We start from the raw sequence: 19,489 nt of genomic DNA on the forward strand, positions 1-19,489 counted from the left end.
GGGCCTTCGCGCATGCGGCTTCCGGCCCGATCCGATGGATCGCCGGGGCAACTATCGGGCCGACCGATAGCACCGATCAGAGGATGCGACTTTATGTCGGCCGCGTGCCGGCATAGCATGGATGAACCGATTCACGGGTGCGCCCCGCCGGGCGTGCCCTCATCCGCGAATCCGCGAACGAGGACAGACGATGGAACATCGGGCACGCGAGCGGGACGAGCAGGCCGAGATCAAGACGACGACGTGCTACATGTGCGCGTGCCGCTGCGGCATCCGCGTACACCTGCGCGACGGCGAGGTGCGCTATATCGACGGTAATCCCGCGCATCCGCTGAACCAGGGCGTCATCTGCGCGAAAGGCTCGTCCGGCATCATGAAGCAGTATTCGCCCGCGCGGCTCACGCAGCCGCTGATGCGCAAGCCGGGCGCCGAGCGCGGCGACGCGCAGTTCGAGCCGGTGTCGTGGGAGGTCGCGTTCGACGTGCTCGAAAAGCGCCTCGCGCACCTGCGCGCTACCGACCCGAAGCGCTTCGCGCTATTCACCGGCCGCGACCAGATGCAGGCGCTCACCGGCCTGTTCGCGAAACAGTTCGGTACGCCGAACTATGCGGCGCATGGCGGGTTCTGCTCGGCGAACATGGCGGCCGGGATGATCTACACGATCGGCGGCTCGTTCTGGGAATTCGGCGGGCCCGATCTCGACAACGCGAAGCTGTTCTTCATGATCGGCACCGCGGAGGACCACCATTCGAATCCGCTGAAGATCGCGCTCGGCAAGTTCAAGCGCGCGGGCGGCCGCTTCATCGCGATCAATCCGGTGCGCACCGGCTACGCGGCAATTGCCGACGAATGGATTCCGATTCGCCCCGGTACCGACGGCGCGCTGTTCATGGCGCTGATGCACGAGCTGATCGCGCGCAACGCGTTCGACCTCGAATTCGTGTCGCGCTTCACGAATGCGGCCGAGCTGGTCGACCAGCGCGACGGCGCCGACACGTTCGGGCTGTTCGTGCGCGACGCCGGCGCACCGGAGGTCAACGCGCTGTATCCGCAGAACCGGATGTGGTGGGACACGAAGACGAACCGCGCGGTGCTGCATCACACGGAAGGCGCGGAGCCCGCGCTCGACGGCCGCTACACGCTCGACGACGGCACGCCCGTCGCGCCGTCGTTCACGCTGCTGCGCGAACAGGTGGCCGAATGCACGCCCGAATGGGCGGCCGGCATCACCGGCATCGCGGCCGACACGATCCGCCGCCTGGCGCGCGAGATGGAGACGGTCGCGCGCGACCACGCGATCGCGCTGCCGGTGCGCTGGACCGATTCGTGGGGCAAGGAGCACGAATCGGTGAAGGGCGTGCCGATCGCGTTTCATGCGATGCGCGGGCTCGCCGCGCATTCGAACGGTTTCCAGACGATCCGCGCGCTGGCCGTGCTGATGTCGTTGCTCGGTACGATCGACCGGCCGGGCGGCTTCCGGCACAAGGCGCCGTATCCGCGCGCTGTGCCGCCATCGGCGAAACCGCCGAACGACCCGGCGCAGATCAGGCCGAACACGCCGCTCGCCACCGGCCCGCTCGGCTGGCCCGCGGGCCCCGAGGACCTGTTCGTCCATCCGGACGGCACGCCCGCGCGGCTCGACAAGGCGTTCTCGTGGGAATACCCGCTCGCGGTGCACGGGCTCATGCATTCGGTGATCACCAATGCGTGGCGCGGCGATCCCTATCCGATCGACACGCTGCTGATCTTCATGGCCAACATGGCGTGGAATTCGTCGATGAACACGACGGAAGTGCGCAAGATGCTGGTCGACAAGCGCGACGACGGCGAATACCGGATCCCGTTCCTCGTCGTGTGCGATGCGTTCGCGTCGGAGATGACGGCGTTCGCCGACCTGATCCTGCCCGACACGACTTACCTCGAACGGCACGACGTGATGTCGGTGCTCGACCGGCCGATCTCCGAATTCGACGGGCCGGTCGACTCGGTGCGCGTGCCCGTGGTGCCGCCGACCGGCGAATGCAAGCCGTTCCAGGAAGTGCTGATCGAGCTTGCGAGCCGGCTGAAGTTTCCGGCCTTCACGACGGCGGACGGGCAGCGCAAGTACCGCGACTATCCGGATTTCGTCATCAACTTCCAGACCGCGCCTGATTCTGGCACCGGCTTCCTGATCGGCTGGCGCGGCAAGGACGGCGACAAGGCCGTCGTCGGCGAGCCGAACCCCGACCAGTGGAAGCGCTATGCCGAGAACAACTGCGTGTATCACTACCGGCTGCCGGAGCCGCTGCAGTACATGCGCAACTGCAACGGGCCGTATATGCAATGGGCGGTCGACAACGGGATGCGCAAGTTCGGCGTGCCGATCGTGATCCAGCTCTACTCGGACGTGATGCAGAAATTCCGGCTCGCGGCGCAGGGCCGCACGTCGGGCCGCCAGCCGCCCGACCATCTGCGCGAGCGCATCGCGCGCTATTTCGATCCGCTGCCGTTCTGGCATCGCTCGCTCGAAAGCGGGCTGACCGATGCGGGCCGCTATCCGCTCGCGGCGATCACGCAGCGGCCGATGGCGATGTACCACTCGTGGGATTCGCAGAACGCGTGGCTGCGGCAGATCCACGGCGAGAACCACCTGTTCGTGAATCCGCTGACGGCCGCCGCGCAGCAGATCGAAGACGGCGCGTGGATCTACGTCGAATCGCCGTGGGGCAAGGTGCGTTGCCGCGCGCGCTACAGCGAGGCGGTCGAGCCCGGCACCGTGTGGACCTGGAACGCGATCGGCAAGGCGGCCGGCGCATGGAACCTCGGGCCGCAGGCGGGCGAGTCGCAGCGCGGCTTCCTGTTGAACCACGTGATCACCGACGAACTGCCGGATGCGGCACGCGGCGGTGCGCGGATGTCGAACTCCGACCCGGTCACCGGGCAGGCCGGCTGGTACGACGTGCAGGTGCGGATCTATCCGGCCGAAGCCGATGCGGCGACGACGCTGCCGCAGTTCGCGCCGATGCCGGCGCTGCCGGGCACGCCGCGCGTGCTGCAGCGCGTGCAGGCGTATTTCGCGGGAACCGGCGCATTCGCCGCGCGGCTGCGGCGCGCGACGTTGGCCGGCCCGAAGTCTGAAGATCGCTGATCGAAGGAGCACAACCATGACCCAGATGGCCCTCGTCATCGACCTGAACGTGTGCGTCGGCTGCCATGCCTGCGTGACGAGCTGCAAGGAATGGAACACGTCGGGCGAAGCCGGCAGCCTTGCCGACCTGCGCCCGTACGACGACGATCCGTCCGGCACGTTCTTCAACCGTGTGCAGACCTACGAAGCGGGTGTGTTCCCGATGACCGACACGATCCACTTCCCGAAGTCGTGCCTGCACTGCGAGGATCCGCCGTGCGTGCCGGTATGTCCGACCGGTGCCAGCTACAAGCGCAAGTCGGACGGGATCGTGCTGGTCGACTACGACAAGTGCATCGGCTGCAAGTACTGCGCGTGGGCGTGCCCGTACGGCGCACGCGAGCTCGACGAAGGCCGCAAGGAGATGACGAAGTGCACGCTGTGCGCGGACCGCATCGACAACGAAGCACTGCCCGAACGCGACCGGAAGCCGGCCTGCGTGCTCGCGTGCCCGACGTCGGCGCGGCTGTTCGGCGATGTGCATGATCCGGAGTCTGACGTGTCGCGCGCGATCCGCGAACGCGGCGGCTATGCGCTGATGCCCGAATGGGGCACGCGGCCGTCGAACCATTACCTGCCGCGCGTGAAGACCGAAGCATCGTGCGGGTGCGGGAATAGCGGCGGGTGCGGCAGCGCGTCGAACGGTATCGGCGAAGACGATTCATTCGAGGCCCGCGCGACGCGCGGCGACATCGATCTCGTGTCGCTCGCGACGCAGCGCTGAGCGCTAAGCCTTTCACTCATACGAAAAAACGGAGTCCCCATGCGCCCAGCTTTTTCGGTCGTTTTCCTCACCACGCTGTGCGGCGCCGCGCAGGGCCTGCTGCTGACGCTCGTGATCGTCGAGGCGCTGGCGCGCGCGGCAGGCGTCGATATCGCAGCGTCGTTCTACGTGACGGGCGCCGCGCTGTCGGTTGCGCTCGGCGCACTCGGCCTGCTGGCGTCGTTCTTCCATCTCGGCCACCCCGAACGCGCCTGGCGCGCGATCGCGATGTGGCGCACATCGTGGCTGTCACGCGAATGCATCGCGCTGCCGGTGTTTCTCGCATGCGCGTTCGCGTATGGCGCGGCGCACCTGTTCGGCTGGCCCGGCACGTTGCTGATCGGCGCGGCGGGCGCGCTCGCGAGCGTCGCGCTGTTCGTGTGCACCGCGATGATCTACGCGTGCCTGCGCTTCCTGCAGGAATGGGCGAGCCCGCTGACGCTCGTGAACTTCGTGCTGCTCGGCTGCGCATCGGGCTGCACGCTGGCGACGGCATGCGCCGCTTGGCTCGCGCCGTCGCTGGTCGGCCGGCTCGCCGTGGCCGCCTGCGTGCTGACGCTTGCCGGCGGCGTGGCGCGGCTCGCGTCGCTCGCACGCAATGCACGGTTGCGTCCGAAGTCGACCGTGCAGAGCGCGACCGGGATCCGCAGCGAGAAAGTCGAACAGAAGTCGCGCGGCTTCACGGCCAGCGCGTTCAATACGCGCGAGTTCTTTCACGGGCAGGGCAACGGCACGTTGCGCGCGGTGAAGGCCGGTTTCCTGATCGGCGCATTCGCGGTGCCGTTCGTGCTGACCGGCGCGGGCGCGCTCGCGCCGACGTCGGTGGCGGCCGCCATCGCGCTCGGCGCGGCGTTCGTGATCCAGTATGCGGGGCTGGTCGCGGAACGCTGGTTCTTCTTCGCGGATGCGCGGCATCCGCAGAACATCTACTACCAGCGCGCGTCATGACGTTGCGTATGCGCCGCCGCGCCGCGGGGGAGCTAGAACGTTTCCGCCAGTGCGCGCGCCGCTTCCTGCAAACGCGGCACGTGGTCGAGCAACTGCGACAGCGGCGCGCGCGACACGGGCGCATGCACGGCGACCGCGGCGATGCACGCGCCGTCGTCGCCGACGATCGGCGCCGCGATGCAGACGATGCCCGCGACGAATTCCTCGTTGTCGATTGCGATGCCCTTGTGCGCGGTGCGGTCGAGTTCGGCTTCGAGCAGTTCCGGATCCGAAATCGTGTTCGGCGTGTAGCGCGGCAGCGCCAGCGCGCGCACCAGCGCGGCGCGTTCGTCGCGCGGCAGCAGCGCGAGCAGCAGCTTGCCGCTGGCGCTGCAGTGCGCGGGCACGCGCGAGCCGGGCTTCAGGTCGAGCCGCAGCGGCCAGTCGGCTTCGACGCGGTCGAGATAGACGACTTCCGTGTCGTGCAGCGCGGTGAGGTTGCAGGTTTCGCCGAGATCGGCGACGAGCCGTTCGAGGATCGCGTGGCGCAGCCGGCGCGTGCCCGCATGCAGCATCACGCCGGTGCCGAGCCGAGCGAGGCGCGGGCCGATCGCATATGCGTTCTTGCGGCCCGGCTCGCGGATCACGAGGCCGCCGGCTTCGAGCGACGCGAGCATCCGGTGCAGCGATGCCTTCGGGATATCGACTTCACGCGTGAGATCGGCGAGCGACACGGCGTCGCCGGCCTGGACGAGATGTTCGAGCAGCGCGAAGGCGCGCAGCGTGGGCGTATCCGCGGGCAGCATGGCAGGCGTTCCGGAAACTGGATGGCGGCCATTGTACCGAATGGCCCGGAAGGCCGGCCGCATGGGGCAGCCGGGTCGTTGGGCCGATACGCATTTTCGGCGATGGAACGAATCGTTCCATAAACACGACCGGCGCGGGCGCGACGATCGCCGCCCGCGCGACAGGCAACGACAGGAGCGCAACGCAATGGATGGGGTGGCGAACAAGCCGGACTGCATGGTGTCGGTCCGCGAACGGTTCGGGTTCGATTCGGACCTGATGGTGCCCGCGTTCAGCACGCGCGACGATCACGTGCCCGATATCGACGACGCCTACCGGTTCAACCCGGACGTCACGCTCGCGATCCTTGCCGGCTTCGCGCGCAACCGCCGCGTGCTCGTGCAGGGAATGCACGGCACCGGCAAGTCGACGCATATCGAGCAGGTCGCGGCACGGCTGAACTGGCCGTGCGTGCGCGTGAACCTCGACGGCCACATCAGCCGGCTCGACCTCGTCGGCAAGGATGCGATCGTCGTGCGCGACGACGTGCAGGTAACCGAGTTCCAGGAAGGGATCGTGCCGTGGGCGCTGCAGCGCCCGGTCGCGCTGATCTTCGACGAATACGATGCGGGGCGGCCCGACGTGATGTTCGTGATCCAGCGGATACTGGAGCGCGACGGCAAGTTCACGCTGCTCGACCAGAACCGCGTGATCCATCCGCATCCTTCGTTCCGGCTGTTCGCGACCGCGAACACGGTCGGGCTCGGCAACCTGAACGGGCTCTACCACGGCACGCAGATGCTCAACCACGCGCAGATGGACCGCTGGAACGTGGTCGCGACGCTCGACTACCTGCCGCGCGACGAGGAGATCGGCATCGTGCGCGCGCGCGTGCCGGAACTCGCGGACGATGCCGGCCGCCCGCTGCTCGAATCGATGGTGAGCCTCGCGGAGCTGACGCGCAACGGCTTCGCGACCGGCGACCTGTCGACGCTGATGTCGCCGCGCACGGTGATCAACTGGGCCGAGAACTGCCAGATCTTCCACGATCCGGCGCTCGCGTTCCGGCTCACGTTCCTGAACAAGTGCGACGACGCCGAGCGGCCGGTCGTCGCCGAGTATTACCAGCGCTGCTTCGGCGAGGAGCTGGCGGTTGCGTCGCGTGTCGGCGGGGGCGAGCCGGGAGCGGGGCGGTGAGTGCCGATCGCGACGCCGCGCGTCGCGCATCTGCGCGCGAAGCGCTGGGCGCGTCGACCGTGCGTGCGCTGACACGCGATGCCGCATTGCATTACCGCGCGGGCCGCGTGTGCCGCGACCTGCGACCGTTGCCGATCCATGCGCCGCACCTGCGTGCGCAGGCCGCCGACGGCGATCTCGCGTCGTGGCGCGGTGCGGCCGACGGCGCCGCGCTGCGCATCCTGCATTCGGATGCGGACCTGCATCGCGCGCTGTCCGGCGACGATCCGGTCGAACGCGTGCTGTTCGACCTGCTCGAGCAACTGCGCTGCGAATCGCTCGCGCCGCCCGCCATGCGCGGTGTCGTGCAGAACCTGCGTCATCGTTTCGAAACCTGGTCGCGTGCATTCCACAGGTCGGGGCAGGCCGACACGCATGTCGGGATTCTCGTGTACACGGTCGCGCAGATCGCCTGGTCGCGGCTGACGGGCTGGCCGGTGCTCGAAGAAACCGAAGACCTGATCGAAGCGTCGCGCGCGGCGATCGTGCCCGAGATCGGCATGCAGCTCGCAGGGCTCAAGCGCTGCCGGCACGATCAGCGCGCATTCGCGGAACACGCACTGGCGCTCGCGAAGCGCATTGCGTCGATGATCCGCGATGCGCGTGCAACTGCCGTGGAAGCGGAGACCGAAGACGCGCGCGAGCAGGACGATGCACTGACGAATTTCTCGCTTTGGGTCGATTTCGACGACACGGGCATCGACCTGCCGGCACTCGTGGAGACGGGCGACAGCGTCGTGCTGCAGGGCGGCGACGCCGTCTACCGCGCGTATACGACGCGTTACGACCGCGAGCTCCGGCCGGCCGCGCAGATCCGCGCGGCGCTGCTGCGCGAGTATCGCGATCGGCTCGACGGCCAGGTCGCCGCGCAGCGGATCAACGTCACGCGGCTCGCACGTGTGCTGCGTGCGGCGCTCGTCGTGCCGCAGGCCGACGGCTGGTCGTTCGGCGAGGAACACGGCCGTCTCGACGGCCGACGGCTCGCGCAACTGGTCAGCTCGCCCGCCGAACGTCGGCTGTTCCGGCTCGAACGCGTGCGGCCGCATGCCGATTGCGCGCTCGCGTTCCTGATCGACTGCTCCGGGTCGATGAAGACCTGGATCGACGGCGTCGCGCTGATGGTCGACACGCTGGCCCGCGCGGGCGATGCCGCCGGGCTCGCAACCGAAGTGCTGGGCTTCACGACGCTCGCCTGGAACGGCGGCCGCGCACGGCAGGACTGGCTCGCGCGCGGCAAGCCGCGCCATCCGGGCCGGCTCAACGAAACCGGCCACCTGGTGTTCAAGGACGCGGATACCCGCTGGCGACATGCGCGCACGGGCATTGCGGCGCTGTACAAGGCCGACCTGTTCCGCGAAGGTGTGGACGGCGAAGCGGTCGAATGGGCATGCGCGCGACTCGCGGCGCGGCCGGAGGCGCGCAAGATCCTCGTCGTGATCTCGGACGGCAGCCCGATGGATGGCGCGACGGCGCTCGCGAACGATCCGTTCTACCTCGACAACCACTTGAAGCAAGTGGTTGCGCGCCAGGAGGCGGCGGGCCGCGTCGAAGTGCTCGGGTTGGGCGTCGGGCTCGATCTCGGTCCGTACTACCGGCACCGGCTCGCGATCGATCTTGCGTCGGCGCCGGACATGAAGCGGCTCGTCGAAATCGCCGGATGGATCGGCGCGCGGCGGTGATGCGGCGACTGCATTCGACGCGGGCGCGGACGCGGCGAGCGTGTGCGCGTCGAGTACGAATCGATTGCCGGGAGCGGAGCGGTTCGACGTGTCGCACGCCGCGCGACGTCAGGCGCGATGCAGCAGCGGCGGCAGCGACGTCGCGATCAGCCCGATACCGATCGCCATCAGCACGCCGAACGCAAGCCGGCGCAGCGCGACCGGCGACAGCGGCGGCGGGTAGTGGCGCGCGGCGACCGTCGTCAGCATCACGACCGGCGTCGCGATCGCGGCCAGCAGACAGATGTCGCGATCGATCTGGCCTTCGCATGCGCTGTACAGCACACGCGTGGCCGAGGTCGTCGTGAACAGCACGATCAGCGCGCAGCGAATCTGCACGAGCGTCAGCGGCTGCCGGTAGAACTGGAAGATCAGCGGCGGCCCCGACACGCCGAACATCCCGCTCAGCAACCCGCCGAACAGGCCGCTGACGAAGAAGCTGCGGTTGTCCGAGCGCTCGGTGAGCGGCGCCGGCCGCAGCGCCGCGCTCAGGCCGCCGTACAGCACGACCGCGCCGAGGATCAGTTGCAGCAGGTCGGCCGCCGAGCGGCTCAGGCATTCGAGCAGCAGTACGCCCGCGACGACCGACGGCAGGATGCCGAGCGTTGCCGCGCCGACCGCGCGCCAGTCGATATGATGCAGCCGGCCGGGCAGCGCGGTCGCGCCGTTCGCGAGCGACACGACGCTCATCAGCGTGGCGACGGTGGCGAGCGGCGCGAGCCCGAAGCCGCTCGTCGCGCCCATCACGATCATCCCGAGCCCGAAGCCGGTGACGGTCTGGAAATAGCTGCCGGCGCCGATCACCGCGATCAGGATCGCCAGTTTGTCGGCGGTCATGCGTGTGCAGCCTCGCCGGTTGCGGCGCGTTGCGCGGCCGCCTGCGCCTGCACGGTGGTCGCCGCGATCACGTGATACACGTCGTCGGCGCTGCAGCCGCGCGACAGGTCGTTCGCGGGGCGGCGCAGCCCTTGCAGCAGCGGGCCGACGGCCTTCGCGCGGCCGATCCGCTCGGCGAGCTTGTAGCCGATGTTGCCGGCTTCGAGGCTCGGGAACACGAGCACGTTCGCGTGGCCGCCCACCTGCGAATGCGCGATCTTGCGCTCGGCGATTTCCGCGACGATCGCCGCGTCGAGCTGCACGTCGCCGTCGATCGCGAGGGTGGGGCGCAATGCGCGCACGTGCGCGGTCGCCGCCGTCACCTTGTCGACCGCCGCGTGATGCGCGCTGCCGCTCGTCGAGAACGACAGCATCGCCACGCGCGGCGCCTCGCCGAGCAGCGCGTGCGCGCTGTCGGCGGCGGCCATCGCGATTTCGGCGAGCTGAGCGGCGTCCGGATCGACGACCAGCGCGCAGTCGGAGAAGATCAGCCCGCCCTTGATCGTGTGAAACGGCTCGCACAGCATCATCAGGAAAAAGCTCGACACGATACGGAACGCGGGATCGACGCCGATCAGCTGGATCGCCGCGCGCACGACGTCGGCCGTCGCATGCACGGCGCCCGCGACCGAGCCGTCTGCATCGCCGAGCCGCACCATCAGGTTTGCGTGACAGAGCGGGTCGAGCACCGCGTCGCGTGCGGCATCGGCCGTCATGCCCTTGCTCTTGCGCAGCGCATGCAGCGTATCGGCATAGGCATCGCGTTGCGGGGACGTGGCAGGCTCGACGAGCGTCATGCCGTCGAGATCGATCGCGTCGCGCGCGGCCGCCGCGTGGATCGCCGCGCGGTTGCCGACGAGCACGATGCGGGCAATGCCATCGCGCGTCGCGCGCGCGGCAGCCTGCAGCACGCGCGGGTCGTCGGCTTCGCACAGCGCGATGCGCATCGGCCGGCGGCGCGCGGCGTCGAGAATGCGGTCGAGGGCTTTCATCGTTTGCTCGGGTAAAAAAGGAAAAACGGCCGGATGCGGCGGCCCGCGCGGGGCACGGCGTCCGGCCGGAGGGCCGGCCGCGCGAGCGGGGCGCGCGACCGGCAACGGGGTGCGTCGGCGACGCCGCGTTACACGTAGTCTTTGTACTTGTCGAGCATGCGGACGGGCTTCGACAGCGCATCGCGGCGGAACGGATCGCCGAGTTCGCGCGTGCACATGATCTCGATGATCGTGGTCTTGCCTTCGTTCATCTGCATGTCGATGGCGCGCTTGAGCGCCGGGCCTACATCCTCGAGGCGATCGACCGTGATCCCTTCGGCGCCCATCGCACGCGCGATCGCCGCGAAGCTCTGGTTGTCGAGTTCACCGGCGACGAAGCGGCGGTTGTAGAAGTCGACCTGGTTCTTCTTCTCCGCGCCCCACTGGCGGTTGTGGAACACGACGGCCGTGACCGGGATGTTGTGGCGCACGCAGGTCATCGTTTCCATCAGGCTCATGCCCCACGCGCCGTCGCCCGCATACGACACGGCCGGGCGGTGAGGTGCGGCAACCTTCGCGCCGATGATCGTCGGGAACGCATAGCCGCAGTTGCCCCAGCTCATCGCCGCGAAGAAGCTGCGCGGCTTGTTGAAGCGCAGGTAGCTGTTCGCGACCGAGTTGATGTTGCCGATGTCGGTCGACACCATCACGTCCTCCGGCATCGCCTTCTCGAGCTCGCGCAGCACCTGGCGCGGATGCAGGTATCGGCCGCCGCTGAACGGCTTCTCGTGCTTCTGCTCCTCGATCATGTCGAGGCTGTACGCGTCGCGCTCGTGCGTCCAGTCGTCGAGTTCCTTTTCCCACGCGGCCTTCTCGGTCGCGATCTGGTCGGCGCGCTCGCCGCGCGAGCCGTCGCACGCGAGCGTGCGGCCCTCGAGGCGTTGCGTGAGCGCGATCGCCGCGGCCTTCGCGTCGCCGCAGATGCCGACCGAGATCTTCTTCACGAGGCCGAGCATCTTGTGGTCCGCGTCGATCTGGATGATCTTCGCGTCCTTCGGCCAGTAGTCCATTCCGTGCTGCGGCAGCGTGCCGAACGGCCCGAGGCGCGAGCCGAGCGCGATCACGACGTCCGCGCGCGACAGCAGCTTCATCGCGGCCTTCGAGCCCTGGTAGCCGAGCGGGCCGCACCACAGCGGATGGTTCGCCGGGAACGAATCGTTGTGCAGGTAGCTGTTGACGACCGGTGCGCCGAGCCGTTCGGCGAGCGCCTTGCATTCCTCGATCGCATCGGCCATCACGACGCCGCCGCCCGAGATGATCACCGGGAACTTTGCCTGCGCGATCAGCGCGGCTGCGTCGTCCAGGCTCTGCTCGCCGCCGGCGCCGCGATCGAGCCGGCGCGGTTGCGGAATCTCGACCTTCACCTTGCCGTAGAAGTAGTCGCGCGGGATGTTCAGTTGCGTCGGGCCCATCTCGGCCTGCGCGCGGTCGAAGCAGCGCGCAGTGAATTCGGCCATCCGCGCCGGGTGCGTGACGTGGCCCTGGTATTTCGTGAATTCCTGGAACATCGGCAGCTGGTTCGCTTCCTGGAAGCCGCCGAGGCCGATGCCCATCGTACCGGCTTCCGGCGTGACGATCACGACCGGGCTGTGCGCCCAGTACGCGGCCGCGATCGCCGTCACGCAGTTGCTGATGCCGGGGCCGTTCTGGCCGATCACGACGCCGTGGCGGCCCGACACGCGCGCATAGCCGTCGGCCATGTGGCCCGCGCCCTGTTCGTGCACGACCGGGATCAGGCGGATGCCGGCCGGCGCGAAGATGTCCATCGCATCCATGAACGCGGAGCCCATGATGCCGAACATGTCGGTCACGCCGTTGGCTGCGAGGGTCTCGACGAAGGCTTCGGACGGCGTCATGTCCTGCGGGCCGTTCGCCGATGCACGCAGGGAAGTGGATTGTTCGCTCATGGGTTGTCTCCGATTGTTCAATTAACGGAACGTCTTGTTCCAGATGCTATTGGCTGGGGATGGCCGGTCAAGTCATTGCATCCGCTGCCGGGGAATGTGGAATGAAATGAAATGATTCGTTTCAAAACGCGCGCGGGGCACGGCGGCCCGGGCGGTGCGCTCAGGCCGGCTGCTTCGGCCGTTCCTTGCGGAATGCGCGCTTGACGGCGATCAGTCCGTCGCGGAATTCGAACAGGTCGCAGCCTTCGGCCTCGACGCGCCAGCCTTCGGCGTGCGTGCCGGTGAACACCCACTCGGAGACGCCGCGCTCCCCGGCGACGGTGTGGCGGCCGTGACCCCAATGCGCGTCGGGGAAGGTCTTGAACACGGCTTCGAACGCGGCGCGTACCGCGTCACGGCCGACGAAGCGTGTGCCGTGGATGTCGGGGCCGCCGGCCGCGTCGAACACGCAGTCCTCGGTCATGAAGCCCATCAACGCATTGGCATCGTGCCGGTTGAAGGCGTCGGAAAATGCCGCGAGCGTGGCGGCCGTGACGGGGCCGGTGAGCGTGTCTGCCATAACGTGTCTCCTGTCGAATGGTGGGCGGTGCGCAAGGCGCTGGCGCGCATGCGGCACGCGGTATCGACACGTTAGTGAGCGCTCGTTTTTGGCGGTAGCGCCAGTCGGGGGGATTCGCTTGGGCCAGAGCCAGGGGTTGTCTGCAGGGTGGCAGAGGATGAGATCGATCAAAGCGGACGGCGCGTTGAGGTCAATGTGGGGCCGGGATGTTCGGATCATTGCTGCCGAAATCTGAACCCTGCGCCGGGCGGACATTGACGAAACCCTCCAACTAGGCAAGGCTCGTACGATTGCGGGCCTTTTTCATCGACCGGGCTTTTGCGCCCGTACGAATGCGGCACGTCTTCGACAGGCTGCCGACGTAGATCACGCGGCTGCCCGTATCGAGGCTCTTCACTGCCGAAGAACGTGCTCTCGCTTCGGCGACCGCGCGGCAGCAGGCGCCGGCAGGCGAGGGGATACATCGGAGTGCCCGATGTACCCCCCACCAGTCACACGCACATCAAGACGCCGCCATCCCGATCCCGAACACATGCATCTTGCCGGCGCTCACCTGGCGCGGCAGCACGATGCTCGTCACCACCTTGCCGGGCGGCACCGGAATCTTCTGCGCGAAGATGTAGGTCTTCACGTTGTCCTGCTGGCCACTGCCCGAATTTCGATAAGCCATCGTCACGGCGATCGCCGCGCTGGCGTGCGCGCTGCCGCCGTTCAGCGTCCAGTCGTCGAATGCCAGCGTCACAGCCTGACTCGTGCCGTCCGCGAAATTCAGCTGCGCCGTGCCGCTGCTCGGGCCATTGTTGGCCGAGCCGAGCACCACCACGCCGGTGCCGGCCGATCCCGGCGGCAGCATCACGGTCTGGCCGACGGTCACGGTGTTGTCGAGCGAGAGCGGCCCGCCCGCGATCGCCACACTGGCGCCGGCCACCGAGAACGGCTTGCCGGGCTGCACGCCCGCCGCTGCCAGCGCATTCAGCGAGTAGCTGAACAGGCTGCCGTCGAAGTCCGCGCCCTGGCCGTCGGCATTGGTCGCACCGTCCGCGCTGAAGCCGCGATTGTTGTAGCTGTCGACCGCGTTGATCGCCACCGGCACGCCGAACGACGGCGGCTGCTTCCGGCTGCCCCATTGCGACGGCGCGCTGCCCATCGCGAAGTGCAGCGTCGCGCCGTTCGCGATGTCGTCGTAGGCGACCCACGGCACATCGTGCGCGCGACCGTTGATCGACAGCGACTGCACGTAGCTGGACGCGGGCGCGCCTTCCGCACGAATCCGCCACGTGCGGCCGTTGCCGAGCCGGACGTCGATCTGCGGGAACTGCGGACTGCCGATCGCCAGGCCCGCCACGCCGGGGATCTGCGGATACAGGCCCAGCGCGCCCCACACGTACCAGCCCGACACGGCGCCGAGATCGTCGTTGCCCGGCAAGCCGTCGGGGCCGGTGCCGAACGCGCTGGCGAGGATCTGCTGCACCACGCGCTGCGTGCCCGACGGCTGCCCGGCCCAGTTGTAGAGCCAGGGCACCTCGAAGGTCGGCTCGTTGCCCATGTAGAAGTTGGGCAGGCTCAGGCCGGCATTGAGCACCGTGAAGAACTGGTCGAGCCGCGACGTCACCGCCGCATTGCCGCCCAGCTGCGCGAACAGGCCGGCCCCGTTGTACGGCACCATCCACGTGTACTGCTCGGCATTGCCTTCCACGTAGTTGTCGCCGCTGCTCGGCGTCTCGGGAATCCACGCGCCGTTCGACTGGCGCGCCGCGATCAGCGGCGGCGTCAGCGCGGTGTTGAGCAGGTTCTGCCAGTAGGCCGAGCGGCTCAGCAGCATGCGCTGCGTGGCGGCATCGCCGAGTGCGCCCGCGAAGCGCGAGATCGCGAAATCGCTGCTCGTGTATTCGAGCGTGGACGAAGCCTGCCCCCACTCGCCGCCGGTGATGTAACCGGTCTGCAGGTAACTCGCGCGGCCGCCGTTCGTGGTCACGTTGTTGCAGGCCGTGCCGGGGATGTTCGCCATCTTCACCATGTGCTGCAGCGCGGACCGCGTATCGAAGCGCCGCGCGCCGAACGCATAGGCGTTCGAGACGATCAGCGAACCGGCGTCGCCCGGCATCACGCCATCCTCGACGTTGTCGTTGACCCAGTGCGGAATCGCGCCGCACTGATCCGCGTCGTTGACCAGCGACTGGATCATGTCGCTGGTCTCGGACGGGTTGAGGATCGACTTCAGCTGGATCAGCGAGCGGTAGATGTCCCAGCCCGAGAACGACGAATACTGGGCCTGCTGGCCCTTGGCGACCTGATGCACGGTATTGTCGAAGCCGATGTACTGGCCGTTCACGTCGCTGAAGATGCTGGGTGCCCACAGCGCGTGATACAGCGCCGTGTAGAACTTCTTCTTCGCGTCGAGCGTGCCGCCCGCCACGCGGATGCTGTTGAGGCGGTCATTCCAGATACGGTCGGCCTGCGTTCGCACGCCAGCGAAGTCCCAGCCGCGATTTTCCGCGTCGAGGTTGGCTTTCGCGTTGGCGACGCTGACGTAGGAAATGCCGACCTTCATCCTGACAATCTGACCCGAGCGGAAGCCCAGTTGGGCCACACCGTGCGAAATCGACGCCGACGTGAAGGCCTGGTCGAAGGCGGCGTAGAAGTAGACGGGTACCGGCACCGAGTTGCCGCAGAAGCCGCCGCCGATCGTGCTGCCGGAAATTGCGCTGTCGGAAACCTGCGTGATGGCGCCGGTGGTCGAGGTCTTGGTGTTGGTGCGGGTCGCGTCGAGTACCAGCAGCGCCGGTTTGCCGGCCGGGTACGCGAACTGGCCGAAGCCGGTGCGCAGGGTGGCGGTCAGCTCCACCTTGATCTGCGAGTCGAGCAGCACGGAATAGTAGCCCGGCCTGGCCGTTTCATTCGCATGACTGAAGGTTGGCGAGAGCTGCGTCGGGTCGGTGGTCGGCATGACGGGAAATTCGCCGTTGTTGCCGCTGCAGCCGGCGCCCGGCATGTGCGTCATGCTGAAACCCTGGATCGAGTGGATGTCGTAGTAGTAGCCGGCGGGCGAGTTCGGCTCCTGGCTGTTGCTCGGCGCCGGCGTGGTGTTGGTGTCGGGCGCCCACTGCACCATGCCCGACGGCAGGCCGGCGGCCGGTTCGACGCTGCCGGCCTGTCCCGCCGGCACCGGGTTCGGCGAGTTGCTCGCGAGCGTGCCGATCAGCGGATCGACGTACTGTGTCAGCGACAGGTTGCGGTTGTCATCGAGATTGGTCGTATCGGCCACGGCGTCCGACGGGCGTGCCGCCAATACCGACGCCGCCGTTCCGTCGCTGCCGTCACCGCCTCCGCACCCGCTCAACGCGACCGCCGCGGCCAGGATTGCCGCGAGCGTCGTGAATCGAATCATGATCGCCCCCTCCGGTTGTCCATGCACTTTTTTCGTTGGCAATCCAATCGATCGAACCGTCGGCTCGTCGTCGATCGTTGCCGTCTTTCAGCGTCGTAACACTAGGATTTGGACGAATCCGTTGTCAATCTGATTTGGAGAGTTGTAATGTTTTTATTGGATTTACTAAACGAATCGAAACGAAAATAATCCCGGCGATCGTGTGTTGAAGTTGCACTGCAGCGGTGTGCAAGTGCGAGCGATGCACGCCGTGTTTGATGAGGCAGCGGAATATGGCCTGCCGGTCGAATCGATGCATCGTGCGTTCACGTCTGCGGTGCATCGAGATCCGACAAGGCGGTCAGCAAGCATGCGTCCGTGAGTCGCGTTGCAGGACGACTCACGGCCGATCGTTGAAGCGGGTTTCCCGGCTGCAGCGCACGACGCCTTTTCGCGTGCAGTCAGGCCCCCGGACGTTGCGTGCGCACGCATTGCGCGAGCGCCTGCACACCCGGCTCGATCCGCTCGAGCGGGATCGCGGAAAACCCCATCCGGAAGCAGCGTCGCGCGTCGCCTTCGTCGTTCATGAAGAACACGCTGCCCGGCTCGATCAGGATGCCGGCTTCCTGTGCATCGGCGGCGAGGCGCGTCGCATCGAGCCACGGCGGCCCCTCGACCCAGCACGACGCGCCGCCCGTCACCGGCACGTACCGCGCTTCCGGCAAGTGCGTATCGAGTGCCGCCATCAGCGCCTGCGAGCGCTCGCTGTACGCATGCGCGAGCCGGCGCAGCAATGCGTCGTGATGGCCGAGCGCGAGAAAGGTCGCGAATGCGCGCTGGATATACGCGACCGGGTGGCGCACCATCAGCCGCCGCAGCGCACGCAGTTCGCGGATCAGCTCGCGCGGCCCGACCACGTAGCCGAGCCGCAGCCCCGGCGCGAAAGTCTTCGACAGGCTGCCGACGTAGATCACGCGGTCCGCCGTATCGAGGCTCTTCAGCGCCGGATGCGGCGTGCCGGAGAACGTGTTCTCGCTCTCGTAGTCGTCCTCGATGATCACGAAGTCATGCTGCTGCGCGCAATCGAGCAGCGCGCGGCGGCGTTCGACGGGCATCGTCGCGGTGGTCGGGCACTGGTGGCTCGGCGTCACGTACACGTAGTCGCAACGCGAGAGCGTCGCGCCGAGCGCGTCAGGTGCGATCCCGTGGCCGTCGACGGGCAGCGGCAAGAGCCGTGCATTGCGGTTCTCGAAGATGTTTCGCGCGTCGGGATAGCCGGGGTTCTCGAAGCCGACCGTCGTGTGCTTGCCGCACAGCAGGTCGGCGATCAGGTACAGCGCCTGCTGGCAGCCGTTCGTGACGACGATCTCGTCGGGCATCGCGAACACGCCGCGCCGGGGCAGCACGCGCGTGCGGATCTGCTGGATCAGCGATTCGTCGTCGCGTTCGATCAGGTCGGGCGCCCAGTTGCGGATCTCCATCACCGACAGCGCCTTCAGGCAGCATTCGCGCCAGTCGTTGGTCGGAAACAGCGACTGGTCGAATTGCCCGTAGATGAACGGATATTCGTAATGCTGCCAGTTCGCGGGTTTCACGATGTTGCGCTGCCTCGACGGCGGATGCGCGATGCGCTTGTCCCATGCGGGGCGGCCCGGCGTGTCGTCGCCGCCGCCGGGCTGCGCGTGGGGTTTGGCAGCCGCGAAGCCGGGCAGGCCTTCGAGCATCTTCGGGTTCACGAAGTGCCCGCTGCGCTCGCGCGAGATCAGGTAGCCCTCTTCGACGAGCATCTGGTACGCGAGCACGACGGTGTTGCGCGCGACGCCGAGCTGGTCGGCGAGCTCGCGGCTCGACGGCAGCGCTGCATCGGGCGCGAGCTGGCCGTCGAGGATCGCGGCCACGAGCATCCGCCGGATCTGGTCCTGCAGGCTCGACGCCGACGACCGCCGGAACTGCTGGGCCCATAAGGCGGTCGGGGTACGACTCGGCATGCTACCTCCTGTGATCGGTACGGGAAACGCGAGGCGGTGCACGTGGTGCGCGCGCGGCCCGCGACGGGCGCGGTGTCGCGAGAATACGCGCGTCGCGCCGCGGATGTGGACTCAATGAAAGGTGCCGTCTGGCACTACTGCGCGTCGACGTGGCAAGACGATACTCAAACCGTCGCCCCTGGACGATCCGGATTAGTCCCCGGTTCGCGGGCGCGGGGAGGCGTGCGCGCGTCGCGTTCGCCTGCAACGTGACGCAACGGAGAGGGATGCCATGCACGTCGTCGTGTTCAGGGATCGCTGCGAGCGCGTGATCCGCGTCGTGTTCGACGATGCGCGTGCGACGGCGGTCGCGTATCGCGACGACGAGGCGATCGGTGAACTCGGCATCGACGACGACGGTGGCGGTGCCGTGCGATCGCCGTCGCTCACGCGGCTGTACGTCGAACCCGCGTATCGGCGCAGCGGCATCGCGCACACGCTGCTCGCGTGCGTGTCGCGCGAATTCGGGCGGCCGATCCGCATCGATGCCCGCGCGCGTGAATGGCCCGATACGCCGGCATGGGCGACGCTGTGCCGCTGCCTCGAATACGAAGGGCTGGTGGTGGTGCGATAACCGAAAGCGTGGCCACGATCACGCTGCACGAAGACGGAGACGACATGAGCACGGTCCTGAAGCCGATTCCCGCATCCGGCGTGCGGCACGAAGCGTTGCGCATCGACGGGCAGCGCGTGTGGCGCGACGCCGTCATCGACGTGCGCAACCCGTACGACGGCTCGCTGGTGGGCACCGTGCCGAAGGCGACGCTGGACGATGTGCGGCGCGCATTCGTGGTTGCACGCGCTTACCGGCCGACGCTCACGCGCCACGATCGCGCGGCGATCTTGCGCCGTGCAGCCGATATCGTGCGTGCGCGCATTGCCGAGATTGCAGCGTTGATCACGGCCGAGGCCGGTCTTTGCATCAAGGATTCGACGTACGAAGCCGGCCGCGTGGCCGACGTGCTGGCGTTCGGCGCCGGTGAAGTGCTGAAGGACGACGGGCAGATCTTCTCGTGCGACCTGACCCCGCACGGCAAGAAGCGCCGCGTGTACACGCAGCGCGACCCGCTGCTCGGCGTGATTTCGGCGATCACGCCGTTCAACCACCCGATGAACCAGGTCGCGC

The 19,489-nt window shown here is 67.9% G+C and carries 14 protein-coding genes; 7 read left to right on the top strand and 7 right to left on the bottom strand.

What is annotated here, in order from left to right; all coding sequences use genetic code 11:
• Positions 1 to 190: 190 nt before the first annotated feature.
• Genes C5O79_RS33750 through C5O79_RS33760 form a run of 3 tightly spaced genes read left to right on the top strand, consistent with a single transcriptional unit; the run spans position 191 to position 4,877 of the window.
• Positions 191 to 3,127: a molybdopterin oxidoreductase family protein gene (locus C5O79_RS33750; protein ID WP_122475452.1), complete on the top strand. Its 2,937-nt coding sequence runs from the start codon at positions 191 to 193 to the stop codon at positions 3,125 to 3,127.
• Positions 3,128 to 3,143: 16 nt separating this feature from the next.
• Complete coding sequence (locus tag C5O79_RS33755; RefSeq protein ID WP_122475454.1) at positions 3,144 to 3,890, top strand: 4Fe-4S dicluster domain-containing protein; 747 nt, start codon at positions 3,144 to 3,146, stop codon at positions 3,888 to 3,890.
• 39 nt (positions 3,891 to 3,929) lie between these two features.
• Positions 3,930 to 4,877, top strand: coding sequence for a DmsC/YnfH family molybdoenzyme membrane anchor subunit (locus tag C5O79_RS33760; protein ID WP_122475456.1), 948 nt, complete (start codon positions 3,930 to 3,932; stop codon positions 4,875 to 4,877).
• 32 nt (positions 4,878 to 4,909) lie between these two features.
• Here the strand turns inward: C5O79_RS33760 and C5O79_RS33765 are convergent, their stop codons facing one another.
• Positions 4,910 to 5,662 (bottom strand): IclR family transcriptional regulator, encoded by a 753-nt coding sequence (locus C5O79_RS33765; RefSeq protein ID WP_047850198.1) that lies wholly within the window; start codon positions 5,660 to 5,662, stop codon positions 4,910 to 4,912.
• 187 nt (positions 5,663 to 5,849) lie between these two features.
• Here C5O79_RS33765 and C5O79_RS33770 point away from each other — a divergent pair, with 187 nt between their 5' ends.
• Together C5O79_RS33770 and C5O79_RS33775 are read left to right on the top strand one after the other, a co-directional pair.
• Positions 5,850 to 6,839 (top strand): AAA family ATPase, encoded by a 990-nt coding sequence (locus C5O79_RS33770; RefSeq protein WP_122475458.1) that lies wholly within the window; start codon positions 5,850 to 5,852, stop codon positions 6,837 to 6,839.
• Positions 6,836 to 8,557 (top strand): cobalt chelatase, encoded by a 1,722-nt coding sequence (locus C5O79_RS33775; protein ID WP_122475460.1) that lies wholly within the window; start codon positions 6,836 to 6,838, stop codon positions 8,555 to 8,557. Before C5O79_RS33770 ends, C5O79_RS33775 begins: the two co-directional genes overlap by 4 nt.
• Before the next feature lie 108 nt (positions 8,558 to 8,665).
• On the opposite strand, the gene C5O79_RS33780 is transcribed toward C5O79_RS33775, so the two are convergent.
• The 6 genes from C5O79_RS33780 to C5O79_RS33805 form a co-directional block, all read right to left on the bottom strand.
• Positions 8,666 to 9,433, bottom strand: a complete 768-nt coding sequence (locus C5O79_RS33780; RefSeq protein WP_046549798.1) for a sulfite exporter TauE/SafE family protein — start codon at positions 9,431 to 9,433, stop codon at positions 8,666 to 8,668.
• Positions 9,430 to 10,464 carry a phosphate acetyltransferase gene (gene pta / locus C5O79_RS33785; RefSeq protein WP_046550003.1) on the bottom strand — a complete coding sequence of 345 codons (1,035 nt, stop codon included), beginning with the start codon at positions 10,462 to 10,464 and terminating at the stop codon, positions 9,430 to 9,432. The genes C5O79_RS33780 and pta overlap by 4 nt, the downstream gene beginning before the upstream one ends.
• Before the next feature lie 128 nt (positions 10,465 to 10,592).
• Positions 10,593 to 12,410 carry a sulfoacetaldehyde acetyltransferase gene (gene xsc / locus C5O79_RS33790; RefSeq protein WP_122475462.1) on the bottom strand — a complete coding sequence of 606 codons (1,818 nt, stop codon included), beginning with the start codon at positions 12,408 to 12,410 and terminating at the stop codon, positions 10,593 to 10,595.
• 160 nt (positions 12,411 to 12,570) lie between these two features.
• Positions 12,571 to 12,969, bottom strand: coding sequence for a nuclear transport factor 2 family protein (locus tag C5O79_RS33795; RefSeq protein ID WP_122475464.1), 399 nt, complete (start codon positions 12,967 to 12,969; stop codon positions 12,571 to 12,573).
• 502 nt (positions 12,970 to 13,471) lie between these two features.
• Complete coding sequence (locus C5O79_RS33800; RefSeq protein ID WP_131932130.1) at positions 13,472 to 16,357, bottom strand: GH92 family glycosyl hydrolase; 2,886 nt, start codon at positions 16,355 to 16,357, stop codon at positions 13,472 to 13,474.
• Positions 16,358 to 16,797: 440 nt separating this feature from the next.
• Positions 16,798 to 18,324 carry a PLP-dependent aminotransferase family protein gene (locus C5O79_RS33805; protein ID WP_131932132.1) on the bottom strand — a complete coding sequence of 509 codons (1,527 nt, stop codon included), beginning with the start codon at positions 18,322 to 18,324 and terminating at the stop codon, positions 16,798 to 16,800.
• Between the two features lie 271 nt (positions 18,325 to 18,595).
• On the opposite strand from C5O79_RS33805, the gene C5O79_RS33810 reads away from it, so the two are divergent.
• Both C5O79_RS33810 and C5O79_RS33815 read left to right on the top strand, forming a co-directional pair.
• Complete coding sequence (locus C5O79_RS33810) at positions 18,596 to 18,937, top strand: GNAT family N-acetyltransferase (protein ID WP_131932134.1); 342 nt, start codon at positions 18,596 to 18,598, stop codon at positions 18,935 to 18,937.
• Between the two features lie 44 nt (positions 18,938 to 18,981).
• A partial coding sequence (locus tag C5O79_RS33815; protein WP_131932136.1) for an aldehyde dehydrogenase family protein occupies positions 18,982 to 19,489 on the top strand: 508 nt, incomplete at its 3' end.

The sequence above is a fragment of the Burkholderia sp. SRS-25 genome (genome assembly GCF_004343765.1).
GTDB lineage: Bacteria > Pseudomonadota > Gammaproteobacteria > Burkholderiales > Burkholderiaceae > Burkholderia > Burkholderia contaminans.

Coding starts and splice junctions, on each gene's coding strand:
- C5O79_RS33780 (WP_046549798.1), bottom strand. CDS start 9,433: ATGACCGCCGACAAACTGGCGATCCTGATCGCGGTGATCGGCGCCGGC.
- pta (WP_046550003.1), bottom strand. CDS start 10,464: ATGAAAGCCCTCGACCGCATTCTCGACGCCGCGCGCCGCCGGCCGATG.
- C5O79_RS33805 (WP_131932132.1), bottom strand. CDS start 18,324: ATGCCGAGTCGTACCCCGACCGCCTTATGGGCCCAGCAGTTCCGGCGG.
- C5O79_RS33755 (WP_122475454.1), top strand. CDS start 3,144: ATGACCCAGATGGCCCTCGTCATCGACCTGAACGTGTGCGTCGGCTGC.
- xsc (WP_122475462.1), bottom strand. CDS start 12,410: ATGAGCGAACAATCCACTTCCCTGCGTGCATCGGCGAACGGCCCGCAG.
- C5O79_RS33810 (WP_131932134.1), top strand. CDS start 18,596: ATGCACGTCGTCGTGTTCAGGGATCGCTGCGAGCGCGTGATCCGCGTC.
- C5O79_RS33770 (WP_122475458.1), top strand. CDS start 5,850: ATGGATGGGGTGGCGAACAAGCCGGACTGCATGGTGTCGGTCCGCGAA.
- C5O79_RS33750 (WP_122475452.1), top strand. CDS start 191: ATGGAACATCGGGCACGCGAGCGGGACGAGCAGGCCGAGATCAAGACG.
- C5O79_RS33765 (WP_047850198.1), bottom strand. CDS start 5,662: ATGCTGCCCGCGGATACGCCCACGCTGCGCGCCTTCGCGCTGCTCGAA.
- C5O79_RS33760 (WP_122475456.1), top strand. CDS start 3,930: ATGCGCCCAGCTTTTTCGGTCGTTTTCCTCACCACGCTGTGCGGCGCC.
- C5O79_RS33795 (WP_122475464.1), bottom strand. CDS start 12,969: ATGGCAGACACGCTCACCGGCCCCGTCACGGCCGCCACGCTCGCGGCA.
- C5O79_RS33800 (WP_131932130.1), bottom strand. CDS start 16,357: ATGATTCGATTCACGACGCTCGCGGCAATCCTGGCCGCGGCGGTCGCG.